Source organism: Bradyrhizobium sp. KB893862 SZCCT0404 (assembly GCF_018130885.1).
In the GTDB taxonomy this organism is placed as follows: domain Bacteria; phylum Pseudomonadota; class Alphaproteobacteria; order Rhizobiales; family Xanthobacteraceae; genus Bradyrhizobium; species Bradyrhizobium stylosanthis.
The window spans coordinates 1,697,724-1,719,980 of record NZ_JAFCLT010000001.1 but is presented as its reverse complement, the minus strand read 5'-3'; the positions used below and the strand labels follow the sequence as shown (position 1 = coordinate 1,719,980).

24 protein-coding genes are annotated in these 22,257 nt (G+C 65.0%); 12 read left to right on the top strand and 12 right to left on the bottom strand.

All coding sequences use genetic code 11. The annotated features are described in order from the left end of the window. Positions 1-25: 25 nt before the first annotated feature. The 3 genes from JQ617_RS08725 to argC (JQ617_RS08715) are packed head-to-tail and all read left to right on the top strand — an operon-like array spanning position 26 to position 2,784. Positions 26-709 carry an FMN-binding negative transcriptional regulator gene (locus JQ617_RS08725; RefSeq protein ID WP_212025895.1) on the top strand — a complete coding sequence of 228 codons (684 nt, stop codon included), beginning with the start codon at positions 26-28 and terminating at the stop codon, positions 707-709. Beyond that, entirely contained in the window at positions 709-1,758 is a 1,050-nt protein-coding gene (gene argC, locus JQ617_RS08720; RefSeq protein WP_212025894.1) for an N-acetyl-gamma-glutamyl-phosphate reductase, read from the top strand. The genes JQ617_RS08725 and argC (JQ617_RS08720) overlap by 1 nt, the downstream gene beginning before the upstream one ends. A gap of 42 nt (positions 1,759-1,800) precedes the next feature. Beyond that, a complete protein-coding gene (argC, locus tag JQ617_RS08715; RefSeq protein WP_212025893.1) occupies positions 1,801-2,784 on the top strand; it encodes an N-acetyl-gamma-glutamyl-phosphate reductase in 984 nt (327 codons plus the stop codon). 268 nt (positions 2,785-3,052) lie between these two features. Here argC (JQ617_RS08715) and JQ617_RS08710 read toward each other — a convergent pair whose 3' ends face one another. The 4 genes from JQ617_RS08710 to JQ617_RS08695 form a co-directional block, all read right to left on the bottom strand. Further along, positions 3,053-3,820, bottom strand: coding sequence for an outer membrane protein (locus JQ617_RS08710; protein WP_212025892.1), 768 nt, complete (start codon positions 3,818-3,820; stop codon positions 3,053-3,055). 185 nt (positions 3,821-4,005) lie between these two features. Further along, positions 4,006-4,872: an ornithine carbamoyltransferase gene (locus tag JQ617_RS08705; protein WP_212025891.1), complete on the bottom strand. Its 867-nt coding sequence runs from the start codon at positions 4,870-4,872 to the stop codon at positions 4,006-4,008. Positions 4,873-4,894: 22 nt separating this feature from the next. Next, on the bottom strand, positions 4,895-5,293 hold the full coding sequence (locus tag JQ617_RS08700; protein WP_063683714.1) for an MAPEG family protein: 399 nt from the start codon (positions 5,291-5,293) through the stop codon (positions 4,895-4,897). Between the two features lie 64 nt (positions 5,294-5,357). Continuing rightward, the gene (locus tag JQ617_RS08695) at positions 5,358-7,178 is read right to left on the bottom strand and encodes a PHA/PHB synthase family protein (protein WP_212025890.1); all 1,821 of its coding nucleotides are present in this window, start codon (positions 7,176-7,178) and stop codon (positions 5,358-5,360) included. Between the two features lie 253 nt (positions 7,179-7,431). On the opposite strand from JQ617_RS08695, the gene JQ617_RS08690 reads away from it, so the two are divergent. The 6 genes from JQ617_RS08690 to JQ617_RS08665 all read left to right on the top strand — a co-directional run bounded on the left by JQ617_RS08690 (position 7,432) and on the right by JQ617_RS08665 (position 13,415). Continuing rightward, the gene (locus tag JQ617_RS08690; RefSeq protein ID WP_212025889.1) at positions 7,432-7,707 is read left to right on the top strand and encodes a hypothetical protein; all 276 of its coding nucleotides are present in this window, start codon (positions 7,432-7,434) and stop codon (positions 7,705-7,707) included. A 214-nt stretch (positions 7,708-7,921) separates the two neighbouring features. Then, positions 7,922-9,142 (top strand): LL-diaminopimelate aminotransferase, encoded by a 1,221-nt coding sequence (locus JQ617_RS08685; protein ID WP_063683711.1) that lies wholly within the window; start codon positions 7,922-7,924, stop codon positions 9,140-9,142. A gap of 30 nt (positions 9,143-9,172) precedes the next feature. Next, the gene (locus JQ617_RS08680; protein ID WP_063683710.1) at positions 9,173-10,489 is read left to right on the top strand and encodes a homoserine dehydrogenase; all 1,317 of its coding nucleotides are present in this window, start codon (positions 9,173-9,175) and stop codon (positions 10,487-10,489) included. 81 nt (positions 10,490-10,570) lie between these two features. Continuing rightward, positions 10,571-11,572: a class II fructose-bisphosphatase gene (gene glpX, locus JQ617_RS08675; RefSeq protein WP_063683709.1), complete on the top strand. Its 1,002-nt coding sequence runs from the start codon at positions 10,571-10,573 to the stop codon at positions 11,570-11,572. A gap of 156 nt (positions 11,573-11,728) precedes the next feature. After that, complete coding sequence (locus JQ617_RS08670) at positions 11,729-12,448, top strand: haloacid dehalogenase type II (protein ID WP_212025888.1); 720 nt, start codon at positions 11,729-11,731, stop codon at positions 12,446-12,448. A 73-nt stretch (positions 12,449-12,521) separates the two neighbouring features. Further along, the gene (locus JQ617_RS08665; protein ID WP_212025887.1) at positions 12,522-13,415 is read left to right on the top strand and encodes a LysR family transcriptional regulator; all 894 of its coding nucleotides are present in this window, start codon (positions 12,522-12,524) and stop codon (positions 13,413-13,415) included. Positions 13,416-13,429: 14 nt separating this feature from the next. On the opposite strand, the gene JQ617_RS08660 is transcribed toward JQ617_RS08665, so the two are convergent. The 8 genes from JQ617_RS08660 to JQ617_RS08630 form a co-directional block, all read right to left on the bottom strand. Beyond that, on the bottom strand, positions 13,430-13,639 hold the full coding sequence (locus tag JQ617_RS08660; protein WP_212025886.1) for a hypothetical protein: 210 nt from the start codon (positions 13,637-13,639) through the stop codon (positions 13,430-13,432). Between the two features lie 11 nt (positions 13,640-13,650). Continuing rightward, positions 13,651-13,779, bottom strand: a complete 129-nt coding sequence (locus JQ617_RS40210) for an MFS transporter small subunit (protein ID WP_283842041.1) — start codon at positions 13,777-13,779, stop codon at positions 13,651-13,653. A gap of 1 nt (position 13,780) precedes the next feature. Continuing rightward, on the bottom strand, positions 13,781-13,939 hold the full coding sequence (locus JQ617_RS08655) for a hypothetical protein (RefSeq protein WP_212025885.1): 159 nt from the start codon (positions 13,937-13,939) through the stop codon (positions 13,781-13,783). A gap of 27 nt (positions 13,940-13,966) precedes the next feature. Continuing rightward, on the bottom strand, positions 13,967-15,388 hold the full coding sequence (locus tag JQ617_RS08650) for an L-lactate MFS transporter (RefSeq protein ID WP_212025884.1): 1,422 nt from the start codon (positions 15,386-15,388) through the stop codon (positions 13,967-13,969). 286 nt (positions 15,389-15,674) lie between these two features. Next, positions 15,675-16,094: a cupin domain-containing protein gene (locus JQ617_RS08645; protein ID WP_212025883.1), complete on the bottom strand. Its 420-nt coding sequence runs from the start codon at positions 16,092-16,094 to the stop codon at positions 15,675-15,677. Between the two features lie 26 nt (positions 16,095-16,120). Further along, on the bottom strand, positions 16,121-16,864 hold the full coding sequence (locus JQ617_RS08640) for an SDR family oxidoreductase (protein ID WP_212025882.1): 744 nt from the start codon (positions 16,862-16,864) through the stop codon (positions 16,121-16,123). Positions 16,865-17,124: 260 nt separating this feature from the next. Beyond that, the gene (locus JQ617_RS08635; RefSeq protein ID WP_212025881.1) at positions 17,125-18,096 is read right to left on the bottom strand and encodes an MBL fold metallo-hydrolase; all 972 of its coding nucleotides are present in this window, start codon (positions 18,094-18,096) and stop codon (positions 17,125-17,127) included. Positions 18,097-18,285: 189 nt separating this feature from the next. Further along, a complete protein-coding gene (locus JQ617_RS08630) occupies positions 18,286-18,951 on the bottom strand; it encodes a GntR family transcriptional regulator (protein WP_212025880.1) in 666 nt (221 codons plus the stop codon). Between the two features lie 118 nt (positions 18,952-19,069). On the opposite strand from JQ617_RS08630, the gene JQ617_RS08625 reads away from it, so the two are divergent. The 3 genes from JQ617_RS08625 to JQ617_RS08615 are packed head-to-tail and all read left to right on the top strand — an operon-like array spanning position 19,070 to position 22,174. Next, complete coding sequence (locus JQ617_RS08625) at positions 19,070-19,864, top strand: enoyl-CoA hydratase/isomerase family protein (RefSeq protein ID WP_212025879.1); 795 nt, start codon at positions 19,070-19,072, stop codon at positions 19,862-19,864. 9 nt (positions 19,865-19,873) lie between these two features. Then, positions 19,874-21,127 (top strand): CaiB/BaiF CoA transferase family protein, encoded by a 1,254-nt coding sequence (locus JQ617_RS08620; protein ID WP_212025878.1) that lies wholly within the window; start codon positions 19,874-19,876, stop codon positions 21,125-21,127. A 54-nt stretch (positions 21,128-21,181) separates the two neighbouring features. Next, positions 21,182-22,174, top strand: coding sequence for a Bug family tripartite tricarboxylate transporter substrate binding protein (locus JQ617_RS08615; protein ID WP_212025877.1), 993 nt, complete (start codon positions 21,182-21,184; stop codon positions 22,172-22,174). Positions 22,175-22,257 lie beyond the last annotated feature (83 nt).

Genomic DNA, 22,257 nt, shown 5'->3' with positions numbered 1-22,257 from the left:
CAAGGAGGCCCAGCAGGAGATTACGATGTACACGCCACCCTTTTTCAAACCGGATCGCGCCGCGAGCCTGAAATTCGCAGAGGAACGCGGCTTCGGCACCATGTGCGCCTTCGATGGCCACAAGCCGGTAGCCTCGCCGCTGCCGTTCTATCTGACCTATGCCGCCGATGGCACGCCGCAGGCCGCCTTTCATGCCGCCCGTCACAATCCGCTGGTAAAGCTGGCGGATGGCGCGGCCTCCTGGCTGCTCGCGGTCAACGGCGCCGATGCCTATGTATCGCCCGACTGGTACGTCTCGCCGGATCAAGTGCCGACCTGGCTGTATCAGGCGGTGCACCTGAGCGGGCCGGTACGGTTGTTGTCGGACGGTGAGCTGGCGGTGCAGATCAACACCCTCAGCGACAAGTTCGAGAACTGGCTGCTGCCGAAGACGCCCTGGACGTCGGGCAAGATGACGGCCGGCCGGCTCGAGGCGATGAAGAAGGGGATCGTGGGTCTGGTGATGACGGTTGAAGAGGTCGAAGGCAGCTTCAAGCTCAACCAGCACAAATCCGACGCCGACTATACGGCGATCGCCAATGCGCTCGGCGCGCAAAAGGATGCGGACTCGCGCACGATCGCAGGCCTGATGCGCGAAGCGAAACCGTTGGCCTTCGCGACGGACACTGTACAAGCACTGCAAGCGGTGACGCATGAAGGGCGCGTGTGATGAGCATGAAGAAGAAGATCGGCATTCTTGGTGCGTCCGGCTACACCGGAGCCGACGCGGTGCGCCTTCTGGCGCGGCATCCGAATGCCGAGATCACGGCGCTCACCGCCAACACCCATGCAGGCAAAGCCATGAGCGAGGTGTTTCCGCACTTCTTCATGCTCGACCTGCCAGAACTCGTGGAGTGGGAAAAGGTCGACTGGACCAAGCTCGACGCCGTGCTCTGCGGGCTGCCGCACGGCACCACGCAGGAGATCATTGCGGCCGTGCTCAAGGCCAATCCCAAGATCAAGATACTCGACATGTCCGCGGATTTCCGGCTGCGCAACAAGGACACCTATGCGCAGTGGTATGGCCATGAGCATCGCGCGCTCGAACTGCAAGGCGAGGCTGTCTATGGGTTGACCGAATTTTACCGGGAGAAGATCACGTCTGCCCGGCTGGTCGCCTGTCCCGGTTGCTATCCGACCGCGGTATTGCTGGCGCTGGTTCCGTTGGCGAAGGCCAGGCTGATCGACGTTAATGACATCATCATCGACGCGAAATCGGGCCTTACCGGCGCGGGCCGCGGGCTGAAGCAGAACACGCTGTTCAGCGAAGCGGGCGAGGGGCTGTCGCCCTATTCGGTCGGCACTCACCGGCACGCGCCTGAGATCGAGCAGGAAATCAGCCTCGCGGCGGGCGCCGCGGTGACGGTGAATTTCACGCCGCATCTGATTCCGATGGCGCGGGGCGAATTCTGCACCTCCTACGTCAAGCTCAACGGTGCAACGCCCGACGATCTGCGGGCAGCGCTGCAGAATGCGTACGCCAACGAGCCGTTCGTGCATGTCGCCCAAAAGGGCGTGCTGCCGCAGACGCAGAACGTGCGCGGCTCCAACTATGTTCAGATCGGCGTCGTCGCCGACCGCATCAAGGATCGGGCGATCGTGCTTTCGACGCTCGACAATCTAGTGAAGGGCTCGGCCGGTCAGGCGATCCAGAACATGAACCTGATGTTCGGCTGGCCGGAAACCGCGGGCCTGGAGCAGATCGCGCTGTTTCCATAAGGCCAGGCGCCACGACACGAACAAGCTCGAAAGGAGCGAACCATGAGCCTCACGGACACCACCAAAGCCCCGGCCTCCGGCGCCGCCAGCAAGCCCGCCACCGTCTTCGTCGACGGCGGCTCCGGCACCACCGGGCTCGGCATCAACGAGCGGCTGAAGCTGCAGAACGACGTCGTCGTGAAGACCATCGCCGACGACAAGCGCAAGGATCCCGCCGCCAAGAAGGCGCTGATGGAGGAGGTCGACCTCGTCATCCTGTGCCTGCCCGATGACGCCGCCAAGGAGACGGTGGCGCTGGTCGACAGCATGGGCGCCTCCGGGCCGAAGGTGCTGGACGCCTCGACTGCCTACAGGGTCGCGCCCGACTGGGCCTATGGCTTTCCGGAGCTGACGGCTGACCAGGCCGGCAAGATCAAGGCGGCGAAGAAGGTCTCCAATCCCGGCTGCTATCCGACGGGCGGCATCGCGCTGCTGCGGCCGATCGTCGATGCCGGCCTGTTGCCGTCCGACTATCCCGTCACCGTCAACGCTGTGAGCGGCTATTCCGGCGGCGGCAAGTCGATGATCGCGAGCTTCGAGGACGGCAGCGCGCCGTCGTTCGAGCTCTACGGTCTCGGCTTCGAGCACAAGCATCTGCCGGAGCTGCAGCTCTATTCGAACCTGACGCGGCGGCCGATCTTCATTCCCTCCGTCGGCAACTACCGGCAGGGCATGCTGGTCTCTGTGCCGCTCCAGCTCGACACGCTGCCGGGCAAGCCCGGCGGTGCCGACCTTCAGGCCGCGCTGGCCAAGCGGTATGCCGGTTCGAAATACGTCAAGGTGATGCCGCTGCAGAACGAGGCCACCAAGGGCGGCCGGCTCGAGCCGGAGGCGCTCAACGAGACCAACATGCTCGAGCTCTACGTCTTCGCCAGCGACAAGTACCATCAGGCGGTGCTGGTTGCGCGGCTGGACAATCTCGGCAAGGGCGCCTCGGGCGCAGCCGTGCAGAACATGCGGCTGATGCTGGGCTTGGCGGACGCGTAAAATACGATTGTGCCCCGGACGCAGCGCAGCACTTCTTCAGTGGTGCGCTGCTGAGCCGGGGCCCATTCTTCTTGCTTCGCGTACGGCTTTCTGGGTCCCGGTTCTGCAGAGCAGCGCTCACGCGCTGCACCGCGCCCGGGACACGGGGGGAGCTCGTGCTGCGCGTCATGGCCGGGCTTGTCCCGGCCATCCACGCGTAGCCGCGATCAAGGCAGAACGTGGATGCCCGGGACAAGTCCGGGCATGACGACGACGGAGATCGGTGCTCTCAGTACTTCGCGATGATCGGGCCGCCGAACCGGTAGTTGATGCGGGCGGTGATCAGGTCGACGTCCTGACCGATCCGGTCGGTGCGGGAGAACGTTCCCACCGGTGCCAGCGCGCCGTTGGCCGTGAGCGTGACGTCGTGGCGTCCCATGAACAGATGGTCGTATTCGAGGCCGACCGACCAGTTCGGGGCAAAGCCGTATTCGATGCCGACACCAATCGTGCCGCCCCAGCGGGTATCGTTGGCGCCATCGAACTCCGCGCCGGCCAGGCCGCCGGTGCCGATGCCGCGATAGCGATTGCTGGTGACGGCGGCGCCGCCCTTCACATAGAGCAGCGCATTGTTCCAGGCGTAGCCGACCTGGCCGGTGAACAGGCCGAAGGCATCGACACGGGTGCGGTTGGCAACACCGAACACGGCGCTGGCGTTGCGGCCGGAGAGGTCGGCCCAATCGCCCTGCGCTTCGAGGCCGAACACGAAGGCGCTGCTCTGCCAGCGATAGCCGATCTGGCCACCGGCGACCGCACCGGTCGCGTCATGGCAGCCCTCGGCGATGCCGGCCGGGAAGCCGACGGTGCCATCCCAGCAATTGCGCGACGAGCCGTAGCCGCCGTTGGCGCCGATGTAGAAACCGCTCCAATCGTAGATCGCCGCGATCATCGGCGGCGCCTTGGTGTAGGGACGGGCGGCGAGATCAGCGGCGCTCGCCTGGGTCGTAACAGCTGCCAGCGAGACCGCGCCGAGCGCGAATGCAATCTTCCAATTCATTTCTGCCCCGAATCAATCAATTGCGATGCGCAAATGTACATGGGGATGGACGACAACTTGTGTGTGTAAGCCGGAACGCTGCCGATTCTGCCGCGGTGTCGTCTCTCGGCAACACCTGAGGTTGATGGCTGCCGCCGGAATGGGCAGGCGACTGTGGCTTCCGTCCTGAACGTTGCCGGCGCCGGCTACGTCGCGATCCATTCCAGCAGGGCGTTCTGGGCGTGCAGAAGGAAAGCCTTCGCCGCCGGGCTCTGGCAGGTGGCGTGGGTCATTGCATCCGCCGTGACCTCCTGGCCGCGGGTCACCGGCGGGCAGGGGAGGAAGATCGCATCGCGGCGGCAGGTGTCGAGAAGCGCTGCGGATATCCGGTAGCCCCAGAGTTGATCGTCAGACGCCTCGCCGGGCCAGCAGTCCGCGACGATCACGTCTGCATCGCGCAAGGCGTCGAGATCGGTGGTTGCTGTGAATCCCGGACTTGCGATGTCGCGGATGTGCCAATCCGCCGGATAGGCCTGCACCACCTCGATCGGCAGGGCGATGGATGCTTCAACCCAGGAGCGGAGGATGTTGGCATCGGGGGCCACGCCCACGACCTTGAGCCCTTCCAGCGTTCCGCGTTTGCCGGCGACATAGGCGAGATCGCCAAGGGTCTCGCAAGGGTGATTTGCGCGCGTTCTCGCATTGATGACGGGCGCCGCGGCATGCGCTGCGAGCTCATGCAGCGTCGCCAATTCCCGGGTGCGCACGACCAGGATGTCGAACCAATTGTCCAGATATCCGGCAAGATCGGCCGTGGTTTCATGGACGTTGAACCTGACCGGAGGCTGCACGCAGATGCCTCCCATCGCCTTCACGCCGAGATCGAACGCGGTCGTATTCCTCCATCCGCCGTCGTCGGCGATGAGGGCCACGCGCTTGCCGGCAAGGCTTTGCGGCATGGAGCGATCCTGCCATGCCGCAGCCAGGAGCTGCGCGCGGGCGATGATGGACAGGAGCGCGTCCGCGCCGAGGTCGTGAAACCGGAGGAAATCCCGGCTGGAATCGCGATGCATTGCGAGGGCGCCGGGCGCGCGCTCAGAGCACCTTGAAGATCGCCAGCGCCAGCACGGCCTGGGCGAGGAAGCCGACGGTGAAGGCGAGGGTGCGGAACACCGGGATGCCCATCGCGTAGACGATCAGATGCGCGACGCGGGACCAGAAATAGACGGCACAGGCCAGCACGGTCCATTTCGAGGAATAGTCGATCGCGTTCAGGATCAGCACCAGCGGCGCGAAGATCACGAGGTTCTCGACCGCGTTGTCGTGCGCGAACATCAGGCGGTTCGCCCACTCGGCCTGCGGCTTGTCGCTGCGCGTGGGGTTGGCCATGGCGCCGCCGAGGCCGCGAACCTGACAGCGGTTGATGATGTAGGGAACCCAGAGGATCCCGGTCAGGATCACCGTCAGTGTCAGCCAGAACAATTCGCGCGTCATAGTCCGGTCCCCTCTGTCGTCGCTGTGGTGCGAGCGAGTCTATACAGGAGCGCGGCAGAGTCCGCTACGCGCGAACCCTGACGTAGCTGCCGGGCGCATCCTCGATCGGGGGCAGCGTCTCGCTCCCGACGATGCGCGCCGGCACTTCCTCGGGATCGAGCCCGCCCAGCCATTCGCGCCAGTCCGGCCACCACGAGCCCTTGTGCTCGACCGCGCCCTTCATCCAGTCCGCGACCGTGACGCCCTTGATGTTGTCGTTGGTCCAGTACTGGTACTTGTTCGAGGCCGGCGGATTGACGACGCCTGCGATGTGGCCTGAGCCTGACAGCACATATTTCACCGGGCCGCCGAAGAACTGCGAACCGTACAGCACCGATTCCGCCGGCGCGATGTGGTCCTCGCGGGTGGCCAGGTTGTAGACGGGCACCTTGACCTTGGAGAGATCGAGCAGGGTGTTGTCGAGCACCATCGTGCCGGTCGAGAGGCGGTTCTCCAGGTAGCAATTGCGCAGGTAATAAGAGTGGTTCGACGCGGTCATGCGCGTTGCGTCGGAATTCCAGTGCAGCAGGTCGAACGCGCTCGGCTGCTGGCCCTTCAAATAGTTGCTGACGACGTAGGACCAGATCAGGTCGTTGGAGCGCAGCATGTTGAAGGCCATCGCCATCTTCGAGCCTTCGAGCACGCCGGCCGCCTTCATGTCCTGCTCGAGGGCTGCGATCTGGTCCTCGTCGACGAAGACGAGGAGATCGCCGGCATGGGTGAAGTCGACCTGCGCCGCGAAGAACGTCGCCGACGACACGCGCTGGCGCCGCTTCTCGGCAAGCCAGGCCAGCGTGGTCGCGAGCATGGTGCCGCCGACGCAATAGCCGGCCGTGTGCACCTTCATCTCGCCGGTGACCTTCTCGATCACGTCCATCGCCGTGAGCGGGCCTTCCTTCATGTAGTCTTCCCAGCTCTTGCTGCCGAGCCGCTTGTCGGGATTGACCCATGAGATCACGAACACGGTGATGCCCTGATCGACGCACCACTTGATGTAGGACTTCTCCGGCTTGAGATCGAGGATGTAGAACTTGTTGATCCACGGCGGCACGATCAGAAGCGGGGTGCGCAGCACGTTCTCCGTGGTCGGAGAATACTGGATCAGCTGCATCATCTCGTTCTGGTAGATCACCTTGCCCGGCGTCGTCGCCATGTTGACGCCGACGACGAGATTGTCCGGGTTGGACTGGCGGATCTTCAACATGCCCTTGCCGGCCGCGATGTCCTCGGCCAGCATCTTCAGGCCGCGCGCCAGATTGCCGCCGCTGCTCGCCACCGTCTCGCGCAGCACTTCCGGATTGGTCAGCACGAAGTTCGACGGCGAGATCGCGTTGGTGACCTGCTGGACGTAGAACTCGGCCTTGCGGCGGGTCTGCGGATCGAGTTCGGCGTCTCGCACCAGCTCCTGCGCCCATCTGGCCGTGAGCAGGTAGAGCTGCATCATGAAATCGAAGAACTGGTTCGACTTCCATTCCGGATCGGCAAAGCGCTTGTCGCGCGGCGAGGGCGCGATCGCGGGCTCGGCGTCCTGGCCGGCCATGCGCCGTGCCGCCGAGCCCCAGAGGTCGAGATAGTCCTTGGCGAGCTTGGTCTGCATATCCGACGAGCGGGACGAATCCGACAGCCAGTATTCGGCGACCGAGGTGAAGGTCTTGACGACCTCGGCGAGCTCGGGCGGCGGGCGGTCCTGCACCTCGCCGCTCTCGCGCGGCTTGAGGTAGGCGGCCAAGGCCTTCCCGCCGCTTTCCATCGCCCGCGCGACATTCATCGCGAAGGCTTCCGCATCGAACTTCGTCTCGGACGGGTTTGCCCCGGAGCTGGGCTTGTCGGTCGTGGCGGTACTCATACGCAGAACAGTAACGACTCATTCCGTATTCGTCACCGCGAAGCTCGCACGTTTGGCGTTAAACACGCTCCAAGATGTGCTGCACTGCGACAAGTTTTCTTGGTTCCGTCATAATCAAGCCGCACCGCTCGGTTTGGTAGTGCCGGGCTGTTTTCTCGCTCGCACCATTTGGGCAGCAATGGTTTGAGCTTGGGCGCGGGGTCGGGTAGGGTTGCCCGGGGCCGTGCTTTGGGACGAGTAGGGGATTTCCCAAGTGTTGGCGTTATGGGACCTGCAAAAGACGCTGCCGATCCGCGGCGCGCTGCTGATGGCGGCGCTCGTGCTGGGCGGCTGTTCGAGTCAGCTCGCGGACCTCACGCCTGCCGATGCGCAGGCACATCCCAGGGAGCCCGGCACCTATCTGCCGGTGCATGATCTGCCGCCGGATCGCGATCAGGCGGTCATCACCCCTGACCAGCGCGCCAAGATCGAGGCTGAGCTCGCCGCCGCGCGCGACCGCCAGGCCGTTGCCGCCAAAGATGCCAAATGAGGCAGTGCAAGGTAATCGCTGGCGCCCCCGTCTTGCCGTGCTAAAAGACGAGGGTTCAGCCGAGAGTCAGGGCGAACGACTTCAGCCGCTGCCGCCGAAAATTGCTCTAAGTATTTGATTTTGAGCCATTTAGCGGCCAGAACGGGCGCCATTGTGATGGGCGCGCGTGGCCAGTCGATTCTGTCCTGACCGGTTGCCCGGAGCCCAGAGAGCCATGGAAGAATTTTACCGCATCCGCCGCCTTCCGCCTTACGTGTTCGAGCAGGTCAACCGGGCCAAGGCGGCCGCGCGGAACGCCGGGGCCGACATCATCGATCTCGGCATGGGCAATCCGGACCTGCCGGCGCCGCCGCATGTGCTGGAGAAGCTCAAGGAGACGCTCGGCAAGCCGCGCACCGACCGCTACTCGGCCTCCCGCGGCATCCCCGGCCTGCGCCGCGCCCAGGCCGCCTACTATGCCCGCCGCTTCGGCGTGAAGCTGAACCCCGACACCCAGGTGGTGGCGACGCTCGGCTCCAAGGAAGGCTTTGCCAACGTGGCGCAGGCGATCACCGCGCCCGGCGACGTCATCCTCTGTCCGAACCCGAGCTATCCGATTCACGCCTTCGGCTTTTTGATGGCGGGCGGCGTGATCCGCTCGGTGCCCTCCGAGCCGACGCCGCAATTCTTCGAGGCGGTGGAGCGGGCGATCGTGCATTCGATCCCCAAGCCCCTCGCACTCGTCGTCTGCTACCCCTCGAACCCGACCGCCTATGTCGCGAGCCTCGACTTCTACAAGGACCTCGTCGCCTTCGCGAAGAAGCACGAGATCCTGATCCTGTCCGATCTCGCTTACGCCGAGGTCTATTTCGACGAGAGCAATCCGCCGCCTTCGGTGCTCCAGGTGCCCGGCGCGATGGACGTCACGGTCGAGTTCACCTCGATGTCGAAGACCTATTCGATGGCCGGCTGGCGCATGGGCTTTGCGGTCGGCAACGAGCGCGTGATCGCAGCGCTCGCCCGCGTCAAATCCTATCTCGATTACGGCGCCTTCACGCCGGTGCAGGTCGCCGCGACCGCGGCGCTGAACGGTCCCGACGACTGCATCAAGGAAATGCGCGACACCTACCGCAAGCGCCGCGACGCGCTCGTGGAATCGTTCGGCCGTGCGGGGTGGGAGATTCCGCCGCCGGAGGCCTCGATGTTCGCCTGGGTGCCGCTGCCGGAAGCCTTCCGCAGCGTCGGCAGCATGCAGTTCGCGACCCTGATGGTGGAGAAATCCGGCGTTGCGGTGTCGCCCGGCGTCGGCTTCGGCGAGCATGGTGAAGGATATGTCCGCATCGCCATGGTGGAAAACGAGCAACGGATCAGGCAGGCCGCGCGCGGCGTGCGCCGCTTCCTTGAAAGCGGCATCGAAACGTTGCACAACGTGGTTCCGCTCGCCAATCGGCGCTGATTTCTCTTCGACAGGTTTTCTGAAAGCATCATGGTCGCACCCCTGAAAGTGGGCATAGCGGGGCTTGGCACCGTGGGTGCCGAAGTCGTCCGTTTGATTGAAACCCAGGGACGTGTGCTCGCGGGCCGCAGCGGCCGAAGCATTCGCGTCGTCGCCGTCACCGCGCGCTCGAAGGCCAAGAAGCGCGCCGTCGATCTACGCGGCGTCGAATGGGTCAAGGATCCTCTTGCCCTCGCCACGCATCCCGAGGTCGATTGCTTCGTCGAGCTGATGGGCGGCGCGGGCGATCCCGCGCTCTCCGCGGTCGAGGCTGCGCTCACTGCCGGCAAGTCAGTCGTCACCGCCAACAAGGCGCTGCTCGCCAAGCACGGCATCAAGCTGGCGAAGGCCGCCGAAAAGCACGGCGGCGCGCTGAATTTCGAGGCAGCCGTGGGCGCTGCCATTCCCGTCATCAAGACGTTGCGCGAAGGTCTTGCCGGAACCGGCATCAACCGCGTCTACGGCATCCTCAACGGCACCTGCAACTACATCCTGACCCGGATGGAGCAGGAGGGCCTGTCGTTCGCCGAGTGCCTGAAGGATGCGCAGCGGCTCGGCTATGCCGAGGCCAATCCGTCCTTCGACGTCGACGGCCACGACACCGCGCAAAAGCTCGCCATTCTCGCCAGCCTCGCCTTCGGCACGAAAGTTGCTCAAAGCGCGGTGTATGTCGAAGGTATCTCCTCCATCGCGCCGGAAGATCTGCGCGCGGCCGACGATCTCGGTTACCGGCTCAAGCTGCTCGGCGTTGCGGTTCGCACCGCCAAGGGCATCGAGCAGCGCGTGCATCCGACCATGGTTCCAAAATCCTCCTCGATCGCGCAGGTGATGGGTGTCACCAATGCGGTCACGATCGATGGCGAGGGCATTCCGCCGATCACGTTGGTTGGCCCCGGCGCGGGCGGTGCTGCGACGGCCTCCGCCGTCGTCGCCGATATCGCCGACGTCGCGCGCGGCATTCGCGCCAACCCGTTCGGCCGGCCGATCTCGCACTTGCGCGACACCAAGAAGGCGCCGATGGAGCGGCATGAAGGCGGCTACTACATCCGCCTTTTGGCGCGCGATTTCCCGGGCACTGCGGCTGCGATCGCGACCCGGCTTGCGGAGCAGAAGATCTCGATCGAGTCGATCGTGCAGCGTCATCCCAATGGCGGTGCTGCGTCGGCCGACGGCAAGGCGGTGCCCGTGCCCGTCATCCTGATCACCTATGCGACGCATGAGGACGCGGTACGCCGCGCGCTGGCCGCCGTGCAGAAGGACAAGGTGATCAGCGGACGGCCGCAGGTCATCAGGATTGAGAAGAACTGACACGGTTCGAACGAACTGTGGGTGTTACGAGTTGATGTGGGCGGAGAGTCCCGCCCAGAACCGTTTCGAAGGAGTTAGCCGATGTCGACCCATATTGAAGTCCCCCCGCACGCCTTGCTCGAGCGCATTCTCACGCTGGAGATCGTGCGGGTGACGGAACGGGCGGCAGTGTCGTCGGCGCGGCTGCGCGGGCACGGCAACGAGAAGGCGGCCGACCAGGCCGCGGTGGACGCCATGCGGCGTGAGCTCAACAAGCTGCCGATCCAGGGCACCATCGTGATCGGCGAGGGCGAGCGCGACGAGGCGCCGATGCTGTACATCGGCGAGCAGGTCGGCCTCAAGGCCGGCCCCAAGGTCGACATCGCCGTCGATCCGCTCGAAGGCACCACGCTGTGCGCCAAGAACATGCCGGGCTCGATCGCCACCATGGCGATGGCCGACGGCGGCACGCTGCTGCACGCGCCCGACGTCTACATGCAGAAGCTCGCGATCGGCCCCGGCTATGACAAGGGCGTCGTCGAGCTCGATGCGAGCCCGGCCGACAACGTTCGCCGCCTCGCCAAGGCCAAGGGCGTCAAGCCGGATGGCATCACCGTCCTTGTGCTCGACCGTCCGCGCCACGCCGACATCATCTCGAGCGTGCGTTCGACCGGGGCGGCCGTGCGTCTCATCACCGACGGTGACGTCGCCGGCGTGATCCACTGCGCCGACCCCGACAACACCGGCGTCGACATGTATCTCGGCACCGGCGGCGCGCCGGAAGGCGTGCTCGCAGCCGTGGCGCTGCGCTGCATCGGCGGCCAGATGCAGTGCCGGCTGATCCTCGATTCCGGCGAGAAGGTCGAGCGCGCCGCCAAGATGGGCGTCAACGATCCCAAGATGATCTACGGCATCGAGGACATGGCGCGCGGCGACTGCCTGTTCGCCGCCACCGGCGTCACCACGGGCTCGCTGCTCTCGGGCGTGAAGTTCCGCAAGGACGGCGTCATCGAGACCGAGACGGTCGTGATGCGCTCCGTCACTGGCACCGTGCGCTACATCAAGGCCGAGCACCGCGAGCTCGCGAAGTTCCATCTGGACTGACGCACGCTGTCATTCCGGGGCGGCGGGACCAGCGCAAGGCACGGTCCGGCGAACTCGGAATCTCGCGCCACAACTTCTGGATTCCGGGGTCTCCGGGCCGCGCCCTGCGCGGTCCCTTGGCCCCGGAAAGAAAAAACAACAACAGAGGAAGCGCCCATGTCCGATCTCTCCGCCGTCAAAGCCCTCGTCTTCGACGTGTTCGGCACGGTCGTGGACTGGCGCACCAGCCTCATCACCGATTTCATGTGGTGGGCGAAGGGCCGCGGCATCAGCGCCGACTGGACCGCTTTGGTCGACGGCTGGCGCGGGATGTATGTCGCCTCCATGGACGACGTGCGCAAGCACCCCGAGCGCGGCTATGTCATGCTCGACGATCTGCACCGCCGCTCGCTGGAGAAGCTGGTCGAGAAGTTCGCGATCAAGGGGCTCACCGACGCGGATCTCGATCATCTGACCAAGGGCTGGCACCGCCTCAATCCCTGGCCCGACAGCGTCGCCGGCCTGATCCGCCTCAAGACGAAATTCGTGATCTCGCCGCTGTCGAACGGCAACGTGGCGCTGCTTACCAACATGGCGAAGTTTGCCGGGCTCCCCTGGGACCTCATCATGTCGGCCGAGCTGTTCGAGCACTACAAGCCGGATGCCGAGACCTATCTCGGCGCCGCGCGTCTTCTGTGCCTCAAGCCGGAAGAGGTGATGATGGTTGCCGCCCACAACGGCGATCTCGCCGCCGCGCAGAAGAATGGGCTGAAGACCGCCTTCGTGGCGCGGCCGACGGAATACGGCCCGCTGCAGAAGGTGGATTTCGAAGCGACCGGCAACTGGGACATCGTCGCCAAGGACTTTGGCGGTATCGCCGACAGGCTGGGATGCTGAGCGGGACCTGCTCGGTTTGACATCTTTCACGTAAGCGCCTTTCATATCGACAAAGTCGATGTGAGGGGGCGCCGTGGACACCGAGCTCGCGCGTACGTTCCTGACCGTGGTCGCGACCGGCAACTTCATCACCGCCGCCGAGCGGCTGCATGTCAGTCAGTCCACCGTCAGCACGCGGATTCACTCCCTCGAAGAGTTGCTCGGCTGCACGCTGTTCGTGCGCAACAAGGCCGGCGCCGCGCTGACGGCGGCCGGCCGTCAGTTTCAGCGCCACGCCACGACACTCGTGCGCACCGTCGAACAGGCCCGGCACGACGTCGGCGTGCCCAAGGGATTTAGCGGCGCGCTCGTGGTCGGCGGCCGCATCGGCATCTGGGAGGAGTTTCTGCTGCTCTGGGTGCCGCGCATGCAGGCCGCCAATCCGCAAATCTCCGTTCGCGCCGAGAGCGCCCTTGAACCCGAATTGATGCAGGGGCTGGTGGAAGGGCGCATCGATATCGGGGTGATGTACACGCCGCAAAGCCGCCCCGGCCTCAAGGTCGAGTTGCTGTTCGAGGAGCAATTGGTGCTGGTCTCGACCAACCCGAAGAGCGATCCCGAGCCGCAGGACGGTTACGTCTATGTCGACTGGGGCCCGGAGTTCTACGCGCGCCACAGCGCCGTCTTTCCCAATTTCGCGGGACCTGCGCTGTCGGCCAATATCGGCTGGCTCGGGCTGCAACACGTCCTGGCGAACGGCGGCTCCGGCTATTTCGCGCACCGCATTGTCGCGCCGCTGCTGAAAGCGCGGCGGTTGCACCTCGTGGCCGGCGCGCCGAAATTCTCGATGCCGGCCTATGTGGTCTATTCGGTGGACCAGCCGGATGATCACGTGCAGAGCGCAATCGCGCTGATGCGCGATCTCGCCGCCGAGCAGACCAGGCGCGTGGCGGAAATGCCGGTGCGCGGCCCGCGCAGGCGCCGCTGACGTCCGGTTCGAGGCTATCCGCGCTTGTGCAGGCGCGTCTCTGCGAGCGCCGTCACCGCGCCGACCGTCAACATCGCGACGACGATGTCCGACGTCGCATCGAAGCCGAAGGCCAGGATCGCGGCGGCGGTCACGGCGATCAACATGCAGACGGCAAAGCCTTCGTCGGCGATCAATTGGCGCGCGCCGGCGAGGGGCGCCCTGCGGGTGTCCGTGGATGGCATCGGCGGCTTGCCTACTGAAACAGCTTCATGGCGTTGAGCAGGGTCTGGATCACGCCCGCGAGCAGGGGGATGCCTGCAAAGCTCCAGGCCAGCGCCAGTTGCAGCGGCGTGGTCCTGGCCGTCTGAACGTCCTGCATCATGTCACGCCCCCGCGGGATTGTTGCTCGCGGCAGCCACGGCCGCGATCTCGCCGGCCCGATGCACCGGCCTGATCGAGGCCATCGCGAGGGACACGCGATAGGAAACCCAGCTCAGCAGCAATCGGGAGAATGACGCCTCGCTTCGTGATGTCGTGGTCATGGTCGCCTCCTTGTGATCGTCCGAACGTCAGGCCGCGCGCGCCGGCTCCAGACCTGCGGTGTCCTCGTCCTTCATGTGATGACGCTTGTCGACGGCGCGAACGCAGAGATTGGCGAGGAAGCCGACCACGAGCAGTCCGGCCATGATGTACATGGTGGTGTTGTAGGCCTGCGCCTTCGGCACGCCGTGCGTGACGTTGTACTCGCGGATGTAGTTGATCAGCACCGGCCCTGCGATTCCGGCCATGGACCATGCCGTCAGCAGGATGCCGTGGATCGCGCCGACATAGCGGGTGCCGAACATGTCGCGCAGATAGGCCGGCACGGTGGAGAAACCGCCGCCATACATGCTGACGATGATCAGGAAGCACAGCACGAACAGCACGACGTTGCCGTTCGCACCGGCATAGGGCACGGTGACGTAGAGCGCGATGCCGAGCAGCATGTAGACGAAATAGGTGTTCTTGCGCCCGATGAAGTCGGACAAGGACGCCCAGCTGAAGCGTCCGCCCATGTTGAACAGGCTCATCAGCCCGACGAGACCGGCTGCCGCGACCGCGGTGATGTGACCGGGGAACATCTCCTGGCTCATCGCCGAGGCCTGGCCGAGCACGCCGATGCCGGCCGTGGTGTTGCAGAACAGCACGATCCAGATCAGCCAGAACTGCGGCGTCTTGATCGCCTGATAGACGAACACGTCGTTCTTCGTCATCAATTTGGTGGCCGTTGCCGGCGGCACATATCCTTCCGGCTTCCAGCCCGGTGCCGGCACGCGCACGATGGCCGAGCCGACCATCATGAACACGAAGTAGACGCAACCGAGCGTGACGAAGGCGCCCAGCACGCCGGCATCGTGCGCGCTCGCGAACTTGCTCATCAGCCAGACGGAGAACGGGGAGGCGATCAGCGCGCCGCCGCCAAAACCCATGATCGCCATGCCGGTCGCCATGCCCGGCCGGTCGGGAAACCATTTCATCAGCGTCGAGACCGGCGAGATGTAGCCGATGCCGAGAGCGCAGCCGCCGATCACGCCGTATCCGAGATAGATGATCCAGAGGCTGTGAAGGTGCACGCCGAGCGCCGAAATCAGGAACGCGCTTGCCCAGGCGAGGCCGGCCGTGAACATCGCCCGCCGCGGACCGCCTTCCTCGACCCAGCGTCCGAACACCGCGGCCGACAGGCCCAGGAACACCATCGCAATGGAGAAGATCCAGCCGAGCTCCGTGAGCTTCCAGTCGCCCGATGCCGACTGCGTGATGCCGATCAACTTGGTCATCGGCAGGTTGAAGACACTGAAGGCGTAGGCCTGCCCGATGCAGAGGTGAACGCAGAGCGCCGCGGGCGGAACCATCCACCGGCTGTAGCCGGGACGTGCGATCGTGTGCTCGCGATCGAGGAAAGGCAGCAGCGAATGTGAAGGCATTCCCGATGCGTCGAGCGTCGTCGTCATCCCATCCTCCTCGCTTCGCCATTTTTTGGCGGCCCGTTCGAGCCACTGGCGATTGCGCCACTCAGGCTACGCAGGAGAATGGTTTTGACAAACGAATAATATGCGCGGTTACAATCGGATTTATCGATATTACGAAGATCGGAAAAACGAGGCTGTCTCTGGGCGGCGCAGATCGCGTCCGCTCTGCGCCGGCCTCATCTTCCATGCTGGTCAGACGGATATTTCAGGGCATGCGGACGGATGCCGCCATCAACCCGGCCGCTGTGGTGGACTGCCGAATGGCGCGTTACTTGATCGGCGTCGTCAGCTCGGTGTCCGCCGTGTCCACCACGAACACGGCAAGCAGCTTCGCAGGCTCGGTGTCGCTGGCATTGGAGCTGACGGCATGGCGATCGCCGGGCTTCTCGGAGAAATTCTCGCCCTTCTGATACACCTTGGCGGGACCGTCATTGACCTGGCTTCGGATCGCACCCTCGAGCACCGTCGCGTAGATGAATGCGGAGCGCGCGTGGGTGTGGGCCGGCGAGGAGCCGCCGGGACCATATTCGACCAGCACGCCCTTCATGCTCTTGCCCGGAACGTTCGGCAGCGCCTGGTCGAACACCACGGTCACCTTGGCCGACTTCGCCGCCAGCGGCGTCTCGGCGGCCTGGGCCGGCAGCAAGAATGCGGCGTAGACCGCCGTCGTGATCAACAATCTGCGCATGATGTGTCCTTCATTGCTGTGGGGCTTCAGACCGTCGCCAGCCATGTCGCGAGCGGGGTCTTCCCGAGCCGCGCCTCGCCGAGCGGGACCAGCGAGGTGTCGACGATCGGAGAACCGTAATATCCGGCCTTGGCGTCACCCACGACCTGACGGCTGTCGCCGGCCGCTTTCAGGCGGCGCGCAACGAACTCGTTGAAGGGCGCCTTTTCAGGTCCCGCGAGATCGATGGTGCCGTTCAGCGGCCGTCCCGTCGCGACCTCCGCAAGGCAAGTGGCCACGTCGTCGGACGCGATCGGCTGGAACGCCGCCGATGGCACTACGACTCGCCCGTCAGCCACGCCCATGTCCGCAATGGCGCCGAGGAATTCGAAGAACTGGGTGGCGCGCACGATCGAGTAGGGCACCGGCGATGCCTTGACGATGACCTCCTGCGCGAGCTTGGCACGGAAATAGGCGATGTCGGGCGAGCGTTCGGTGCCGACGATCGACAGCGCGACGTGATGCTTGACGCCCGCTGCGGCCTCCGTCGCCGCGAGGTTCTTGCTCGACTGCTGGAAGAATTCGAGCACGGCGGCGGGCTCCCAGGACGGCGCGTTGGCAACGTCGACCACGACGTCCGCGCCGGCCAGTGCGGCCGCGAGGCCTTCGCCGGTGACGGCGTTCACGCCTGTCTTCGGCGAGGCCGCCACCGCTTCGTGTCCCTGCTGCTTCAGCTTCGCCACAACCTTGGACCCGATCAATCCGCTGCCGCCGATCACGACGATCTTCATGGCAAGTCTCCTGCGCATTTTTCGAACGTGAGGGGCAAGGCCGATGGGACGTTGCGCTCTCGCGTCGATGACGATGATGCGAGGCGAGTTTTACCCGAGCAATGCGGCCGGCGCTTGCCTGGAACGGGCCTGCCTTGCCGGAAAATGCTCCGGAAGCGCGGACGGCGCGAATGGGTCAGGGATCGTGTCCCTGTGCTCGCGCAAGCGATCGGAGGATCGGCCCGGGCCGCACGCGTGCGACCCGGGCTTGATGTCGCCCCCTACAGCGTCATCTGCATCGGTTCGGGATAATAGTGGAATCCTTCACCGGCCTTGGCGACATGGCCGTAGCCCGGCCAGGCGAAGTGATAGGACATCACCGGCGTCTTGTTGGCTGCGAGCATGGTCAGCAGTTTGACGCGCGATTCCGCCGCCTGTTTCGGGTCGCTGTCGTAGGAGAATTCCATCCGCGGCCGCTCCAGCAGCAGCACCGAATGGTGCGAGAGGTCGCCGAGGAAGGCGAACGACTTGCCGGCCGAGGAGACCATGAAGATGGTGTGGCCGACGGTATGGCCGGGCGCCGAAATCGCCTGTACGCCGGGCAGGAATTCCTGGCCGTCCTTGAAGAAGACGATGCGGTCGCGCACCGGCAACAGGTTCTTGCGGGCGTGCACGACGAAGTCCTTGGCCGCGCTGCCCATCTTGCCTTCGTCGGTCCAGAAATCGAAATCGGTCTGGGAGATGTAAACTTGCGCGTTCGGGAACAGTGGCTTGTTGTTGGCATCCACGATGCCGCCGATATGGTCGATATGCGCGTGCGAGCAGACCACGGCGTCGATATCCTCGGGCTTGATGCCGGCCTCCATCATGCTCTTCTGCTGCCGCCCCGTGGTGTTGCCGAACAGCTTGGACGAGCCCATGCCGGTGTCGAACAGGATTAGTTTGTCGCCGGTGTTCACGATCGGGGAATTCTGCTCCAGCACGACGTTGTCGGGCGACAGGAAGTTGTCCGACAGCATCTTCTTCACGTCTTCCTTGGGGACGCCGGTGAAGGTGCCGGAGGGATCGCCGAGCGGCAACGGCCCGTCGGACACGACCGTCACTTCGGCATCGCCGAGAATGAAGCGATGCCAGTAGGGAGTCTGGGTGCCGAGCTTGGGGGCGCGCGCCATCGCACTGCTGCCGAGCAAGGCGTTGGCACCAAGTCCTGCGCCAAGCGCGAGCAGGGATCGACGCGAGACATCGAGTGTCATTCGTTCCTCCATTTTGTGTTTTGATCCGCACGATTTTTCGTGCGTGACATGCGGCTATGAGCCGACGCGATGCTGCGCTGGTTCAGACGAGCTCGCAAGAGGAAACGGATTGCGTTGATGGCTGCGCGAGTAAGAAACAATCAATGATTGTGTCGCGATTGTGTTCGCAAAATTCGCCCGACGGAAATCTCACGCGATCCGCAGCGTGAGATCACTTGCATCAGTCTCGGCAAAACCCGCCTGCAGGACTTCCTCGCGCTTGTGGCGCAGATGCGCACGCAGGATGTGGGAGAGACCAGCGCCGTCACGCCGCTGCAGCGCGTTGAGGATCGCCTCGTGCTCCTTCACGGCGAGCGCCCAGCGCTGCGGCGTCATCGGCGTGACATAGCGCGCGCGGCGGATGCGCGCGGTGACGGACGCGTAGACCCCGCTCAGCGCGGGATTGCCGGCGGCACTGACGATGGCTTCGTGAATGGCGCGGTTGCCGCGATAATACTGGATCAGATCGCCGTCGCGATAATGCCGCACCATCTCGTCATGCGCCGCGGCGATGGCGCCGATCTCGGCGTCGCTGATGCGCTCGCAGGCGAGCTCGCCGGCGAGGGCTTCGAGCCCCTGGCAGACCTCGAACAGGTCGCGCATGTCCTTGTCGGTCAGCTTCGCCGCGCGTGAGCCGCGATGGGGCAGGAGCTGCACGAGGCCTTCGGCGGCGAGCACCTTGAGCGCCTCGCGCAGCGGCGTGCGCGAGATCTGCAGACGCTCGCACAGCTCGCGCTCGGGAATCCGCGCGCCCGGCGGGATCTCGCCGTCGAGCAGGATGGCGCGGATACGGCCGACGACCTCCTCATGAAGCATGGGGCTGAGGCTCCAGTTTGAATGCAAAATCGAAGTAACCAGTCGAAATCTGGAAGTTCCGGCTTGCTAATCGCAAATTTTGCATTCAAAAATGTAAAAAACAAGAGGATATGAGGAAATGGACCTGGCTCCGGAGGCGGACGACCTCGTTTTTGAATGCAAGGACGGCATCGGGCGGATCACTTTCAACCGCCCGCAGGCCCGCAACGCCTTCACTTTCGCCATGTACGAGCGCCTCGCGGCGATCTGCGAGGACGCGGACCGCGATCCTGGGATCAAGGTGCTGGTGCTGCGCGGGGCCGGCGACAAGGCCTTTGCCTCCGGCACCGACATCAACCAGTTCCGCGAGTTCAGGACGCCGCAGGACGCGATCGACTACGAGAACCGGATCGATCGCGTGCTCACCACGCTCGAGCAGTGCCGCGTGCCGACCATCGCCGCGATCAACGGCTTCTGCACCGGCGGCGGCGCGGGCATTGCCGCAGCCTGCGACCTCCGCATCGGCACCAGAAGCGCGAAGATAGGGTTTCCCATCGCCCGCACGCTCGGCAACTGCCTGTCGATGTCCAATGTCAGCCGTCTCACGGCGCTGATCGGCGCCGCCCGCGTCAAGGATCTGATCTTCACCGCGCGTCTGGTCGACGCCCCCGAGGCCGTCGGCGTCGGGCTGCTCGGCGAGGTCGTCGATGACCTCGCCGCGCTCGACAGGCGTACGGACGAGGTCGCCCGGCTGCTCGCCAGCCACGCGCCGCTGACGCTGAATGCGACCAAGCAGGCGGTGGCGCGCCTGCAACGCCGGCTGACGCAGGACGAGGGCGAGGACCTCATCCTGATGTGCTACACGAGCCAGGATTTTCGCGAAGGGCTCGATGCTTTCCTCAACAAGCGCGCGCCGCAATGGCGCGGCGAATAGGACGCCCCGATGCATAATTCGCAATCCGCTGCTCGCCGTTCCGGACCGCTGGCCGGCCTCAAGGTCGTCGATCTCACCCATGTGATGGCCGGGCCGACCTGCACGCTGATGCTCGCCGACATGGGCGCCGACGTCATCAAGATCGAGAAATCGCCGAACGGCGATGATACCCGCCATTCGGTGCCGCCGAAGATCGGCGACGAGGCGGCGTCCTTCCTGATGATGAACCGCAACAAGCGCGGCATCGTGGTGGACCTCAAGACCGAGGGCGGCAAGCAGGTGCTGCGACGCCTGATCGCGGATGCCGACGTGCTGGTCGAGAATTTTGCGCCGGGCGCGATGGAGCGCCTCGGCTTCGGCTATGAGGATCTGCACAAGCAACATCCATCGCTGATCTATTGCTCACTGTCCGGCTTCGGCCGCACCGGCCCCTACAAGCACCGCCGCGGCTTCGACCTGGTGGCGCAGGCCATGAGCGGCATCATGAGCTTCACCGGCGAGCGCCCGGATGGCCCGCCGGTCAAATGCGGCCCGCCGCTGTCCGACATCACCGCCGGCTTGCTCGCGAGCATGGGCATCCTGGCCGCCTACACCCATCGCCTCAAGACCGGCGAGGGGCAGTGGGTCGAGACCTCGCTCTACGAGGCCGCGCTGGTGCAGACCTATTGGCAGTCGACCATCGCGCTCGCCGCGGGCACCGCGCCGCGTGCCATGGGCTCGGCCCATCCGCTCAACGCGCCGTATCAGGCGTTCGAGGCCTCGGATGGCTGGCTCGTGGTCGGCGGCGCCAACAAGAAGCACTGGCTGTTGATGCTGGAGGCGCTGGGCGCGAGCGAGCTCGCGGCCGATCCGCGCTTCGTCAATGGGTCCGACCGCATGGCGAATTTGAAGGAGCTCGAGGCCGTCCTCAGCGAGCGCTTCCGCACCAGGTCGCGGGCGCATTGGCTGGCGGCGCTCAACGAGAAGGGCGTGCCATGCGGCCCCGTGCACGACATGCTGGAAGCCCTCAGCGATCCCCAGACGCTGGCGCGCGAGATGGTGGTCGAGGTCGCGCATTCCACGCTCGGCCCGGTGAAGACGATCGGGCTTCCCGTCAAGTTTTCGGAGACCCCAGGCAAAGTGGCGGCAGGCGCGCCGGTCTATGGTGAGCATACCCGCGAGGTGCTGGCCGAATACGGGTTCGACAAGACGCAGATCGAAGCGCTCGAAAAAGAAGGCGCGATCGTTTCGGCGGCCAGGATGCGCGAGGAACGCGTCGCCTGACCGGACCCCGATACGACTGACAAGAACAAAGACAAAAATCAGCTGGAGGAAATCATGGGTCGGACGTCAATATTTCTGTTCTCCGCGGCCGCAGCCGTGCTCGCCGGCACGATGCCGGCGCTCGCCGCCTGGCAGCCGCAAAAGCCGATCGAATTCGTCGCCACCGCCGGTCCCGGCGGCGGCACCGACAATCTCGCGCGCGCGGTGCAGAACATCATCACCAAGCACAAGCTGACGGAGCAGCCGATCGTCGTCGTCAACAAGGGCGGCGGCAGCGGGGCCGAGGGCTATGTCTACGGCAAGGCCTCCGCCGGCGATCCCTACAAGGTGATCTTCGGCACGTCGAACGCCTGGCAGCAGCCGCTCGTCTCCAAGGTCGCCTTCAACTACACCGATCTCACCCCGATCGCGGCGATGGCGCAGGACGAGTTCCTGCTCTGGGTCAAGCAGGACGCGCCTTACAAGAATGCGGGCGACTACCTGAAGGCGGCCGCAGCGGGCGAATTCAAGATGGGCGGCGCGCAGTCCAAGGACACCGACGAGGTGCTGACCCGCATGATCGAGAAGGCCGGCAAGGTCAAGCTGACCTACATCCCCTTCAAAAGCGGCGCCGAGACCGCCGTGCAGCTCGCTGGCGGCCACCTCGACTCCCACGTCAACAATCCCAGCGAAAGCATCGGGCAGTGGCGCGGCGGCACCCAGCGCCCGCTTTGCGTGTTCAGCCCGAAGCGGCTGCCGCAAGGGGCCAAGGTGACCGCGACCGAAGGCTGGAGCGACGTTCCGACCTGCGTCGAGCAGGGGCTCGACATCAAGCAATACGAACAGCCGCGCACCGTGTGGCTGCCCGGCAAGGTCACGCCGGAGCAGGCCGCGTTCTATGTCGACCTCATGAAGAAGGTGCAGGCCACGCCCGAGTGGAAGGACTACATCGAGAAGACCTCCCAGGTCGACACCTTCCTGACCGGTGCCGAGTTCGACAAGTTCATCAAGGAGGATCTCGAGCACGTCAGGCAGGTCGCGGGCGAGCAGGGCTGGCTCGTCAAGTGAGGCGGGGCGGGCAGGTTGCTTGCGGCCATCCTTCGAGACGCCCGCCTACGGCGGGCCCTCAGGATGAGGTCGCGCTTTGCGGC

Bases quoted from the DNA above. Each gene is read 5' to 3' on its own strand.
- glpX (WP_063683709.1), top strand. From the start codon at position 10,571: ATGTCGACCCATATTGAAGTCCCCCCGCACGCCTTGCTCGAGCGCATT.
- JQ617_RS08615 (WP_212025877.1), top strand. From the start codon at position 21,182: ATGGGTCGGACGTCAATATTTCTGTTCTCCGCGGCCGCAGCCGTGCTC.
- JQ617_RS08655 (WP_212025885.1), bottom strand. From the start codon at position 13,939: ATGACCACGACATCACGAAGCGAGGCGTCATTCTCCCGATTGCTGCTG.
- JQ617_RS08620 (WP_212025878.1), top strand. From the start codon at position 19,874: ATGCATAATTCGCAATCCGCTGCTCGCCGTTCCGGACCGCTGGCCGGC.
- JQ617_RS08695 (WP_212025890.1), bottom strand. From the start codon at position 7,178: ATGAGTACCGCCACGACCGACAAGCCCAGCTCCGGGGCAAACCCGTCC.
- JQ617_RS08680 (WP_063683710.1), top strand. From the start codon at position 9,173: ATGGTCGCACCCCTGAAAGTGGGCATAGCGGGGCTTGGCACCGTGGGT.
- JQ617_RS08725 (WP_212025895.1), top strand. From the start codon at position 26: ATGTACACGCCACCCTTTTTCAAACCGGATCGCGCCGCGAGCCTGAAA.
- argC (WP_212025893.1), top strand. From the start codon at position 1,801: ATGAGCCTCACGGACACCACCAAAGCCCCGGCCTCCGGCGCCGCCAGC.
- JQ617_RS08660 (WP_212025886.1), bottom strand. From the start codon at position 13,639: ATGCCATCCACGGACACCCGCAGGGCGCCCCTCGCCGGCGCGCGCCAA.
- JQ617_RS08625 (WP_212025879.1), top strand. From the start codon at position 19,070: ATGGACCTGGCTCCGGAGGCGGACGACCTCGTTTTTGAATGCAAGGAC.
- JQ617_RS08640 (WP_212025882.1), bottom strand. From the start codon at position 16,864: ATGAAGATCGTCGTGATCGGCGGCAGCGGATTGATCGGGTCCAAGGTT.
- JQ617_RS08710 (WP_212025892.1), bottom strand. From the start codon at position 3,820: ATGAATTGGAAGATTGCATTCGCGCTCGGCGCGGTCTCGCTGGCAGCT.
- JQ617_RS08650 (WP_212025884.1), bottom strand. From the start codon at position 15,388: ATGACGACGACGCTCGACGCATCGGGAATGCCTTCACATTCGCTGCTG.
- JQ617_RS08705 (WP_212025891.1), bottom strand. From the start codon at position 4,872: ATGCATCGCGATTCCAGCCGGGATTTCCTCCGGTTTCACGACCTCGGC.
- JQ617_RS08630 (WP_212025880.1), bottom strand. From the start codon at position 18,951: ATGCTTCATGAGGAGGTCGTCGGCCGTATCCGCGCCATCCTGCTCGAC.
- JQ617_RS08685 (WP_063683711.1), top strand. From the start codon at position 7,922: ATGGAAGAATTTTACCGCATCCGCCGCCTTCCGCCTTACGTGTTCGAG.
- JQ617_RS08700 (WP_063683714.1), bottom strand. From the start codon at position 5,293: ATGACGCGCGAATTGTTCTGGCTGACACTGACGGTGATCCTGACCGGG.
- JQ617_RS40210 (WP_283842041.1), bottom strand. From the start codon at position 13,779: ATGATGCAGGACGTTCAGACGGCCAGGACCACGCCGCTGCAACTGGCG.
- argC (WP_212025894.1), top strand. From the start codon at position 709: ATGAGCATGAAGAAGAAGATCGGCATTCTTGGTGCGTCCGGCTACACC.
- JQ617_RS08645 (WP_212025883.1), bottom strand. From the start codon at position 16,094: ATGCGCAGATTGTTGATCACGACGGCGGTCTACGCCGCATTCTTGCTG.
- JQ617_RS08635 (WP_212025881.1), bottom strand. From the start codon at position 18,096: ATGACACTCGATGTCTCGCGTCGATCCCTGCTCGCGCTTGGCGCAGGA.
- JQ617_RS08670 (WP_212025888.1), top strand. From the start codon at position 11,729: ATGTCCGATCTCTCCGCCGTCAAAGCCCTCGTCTTCGACGTGTTCGGC.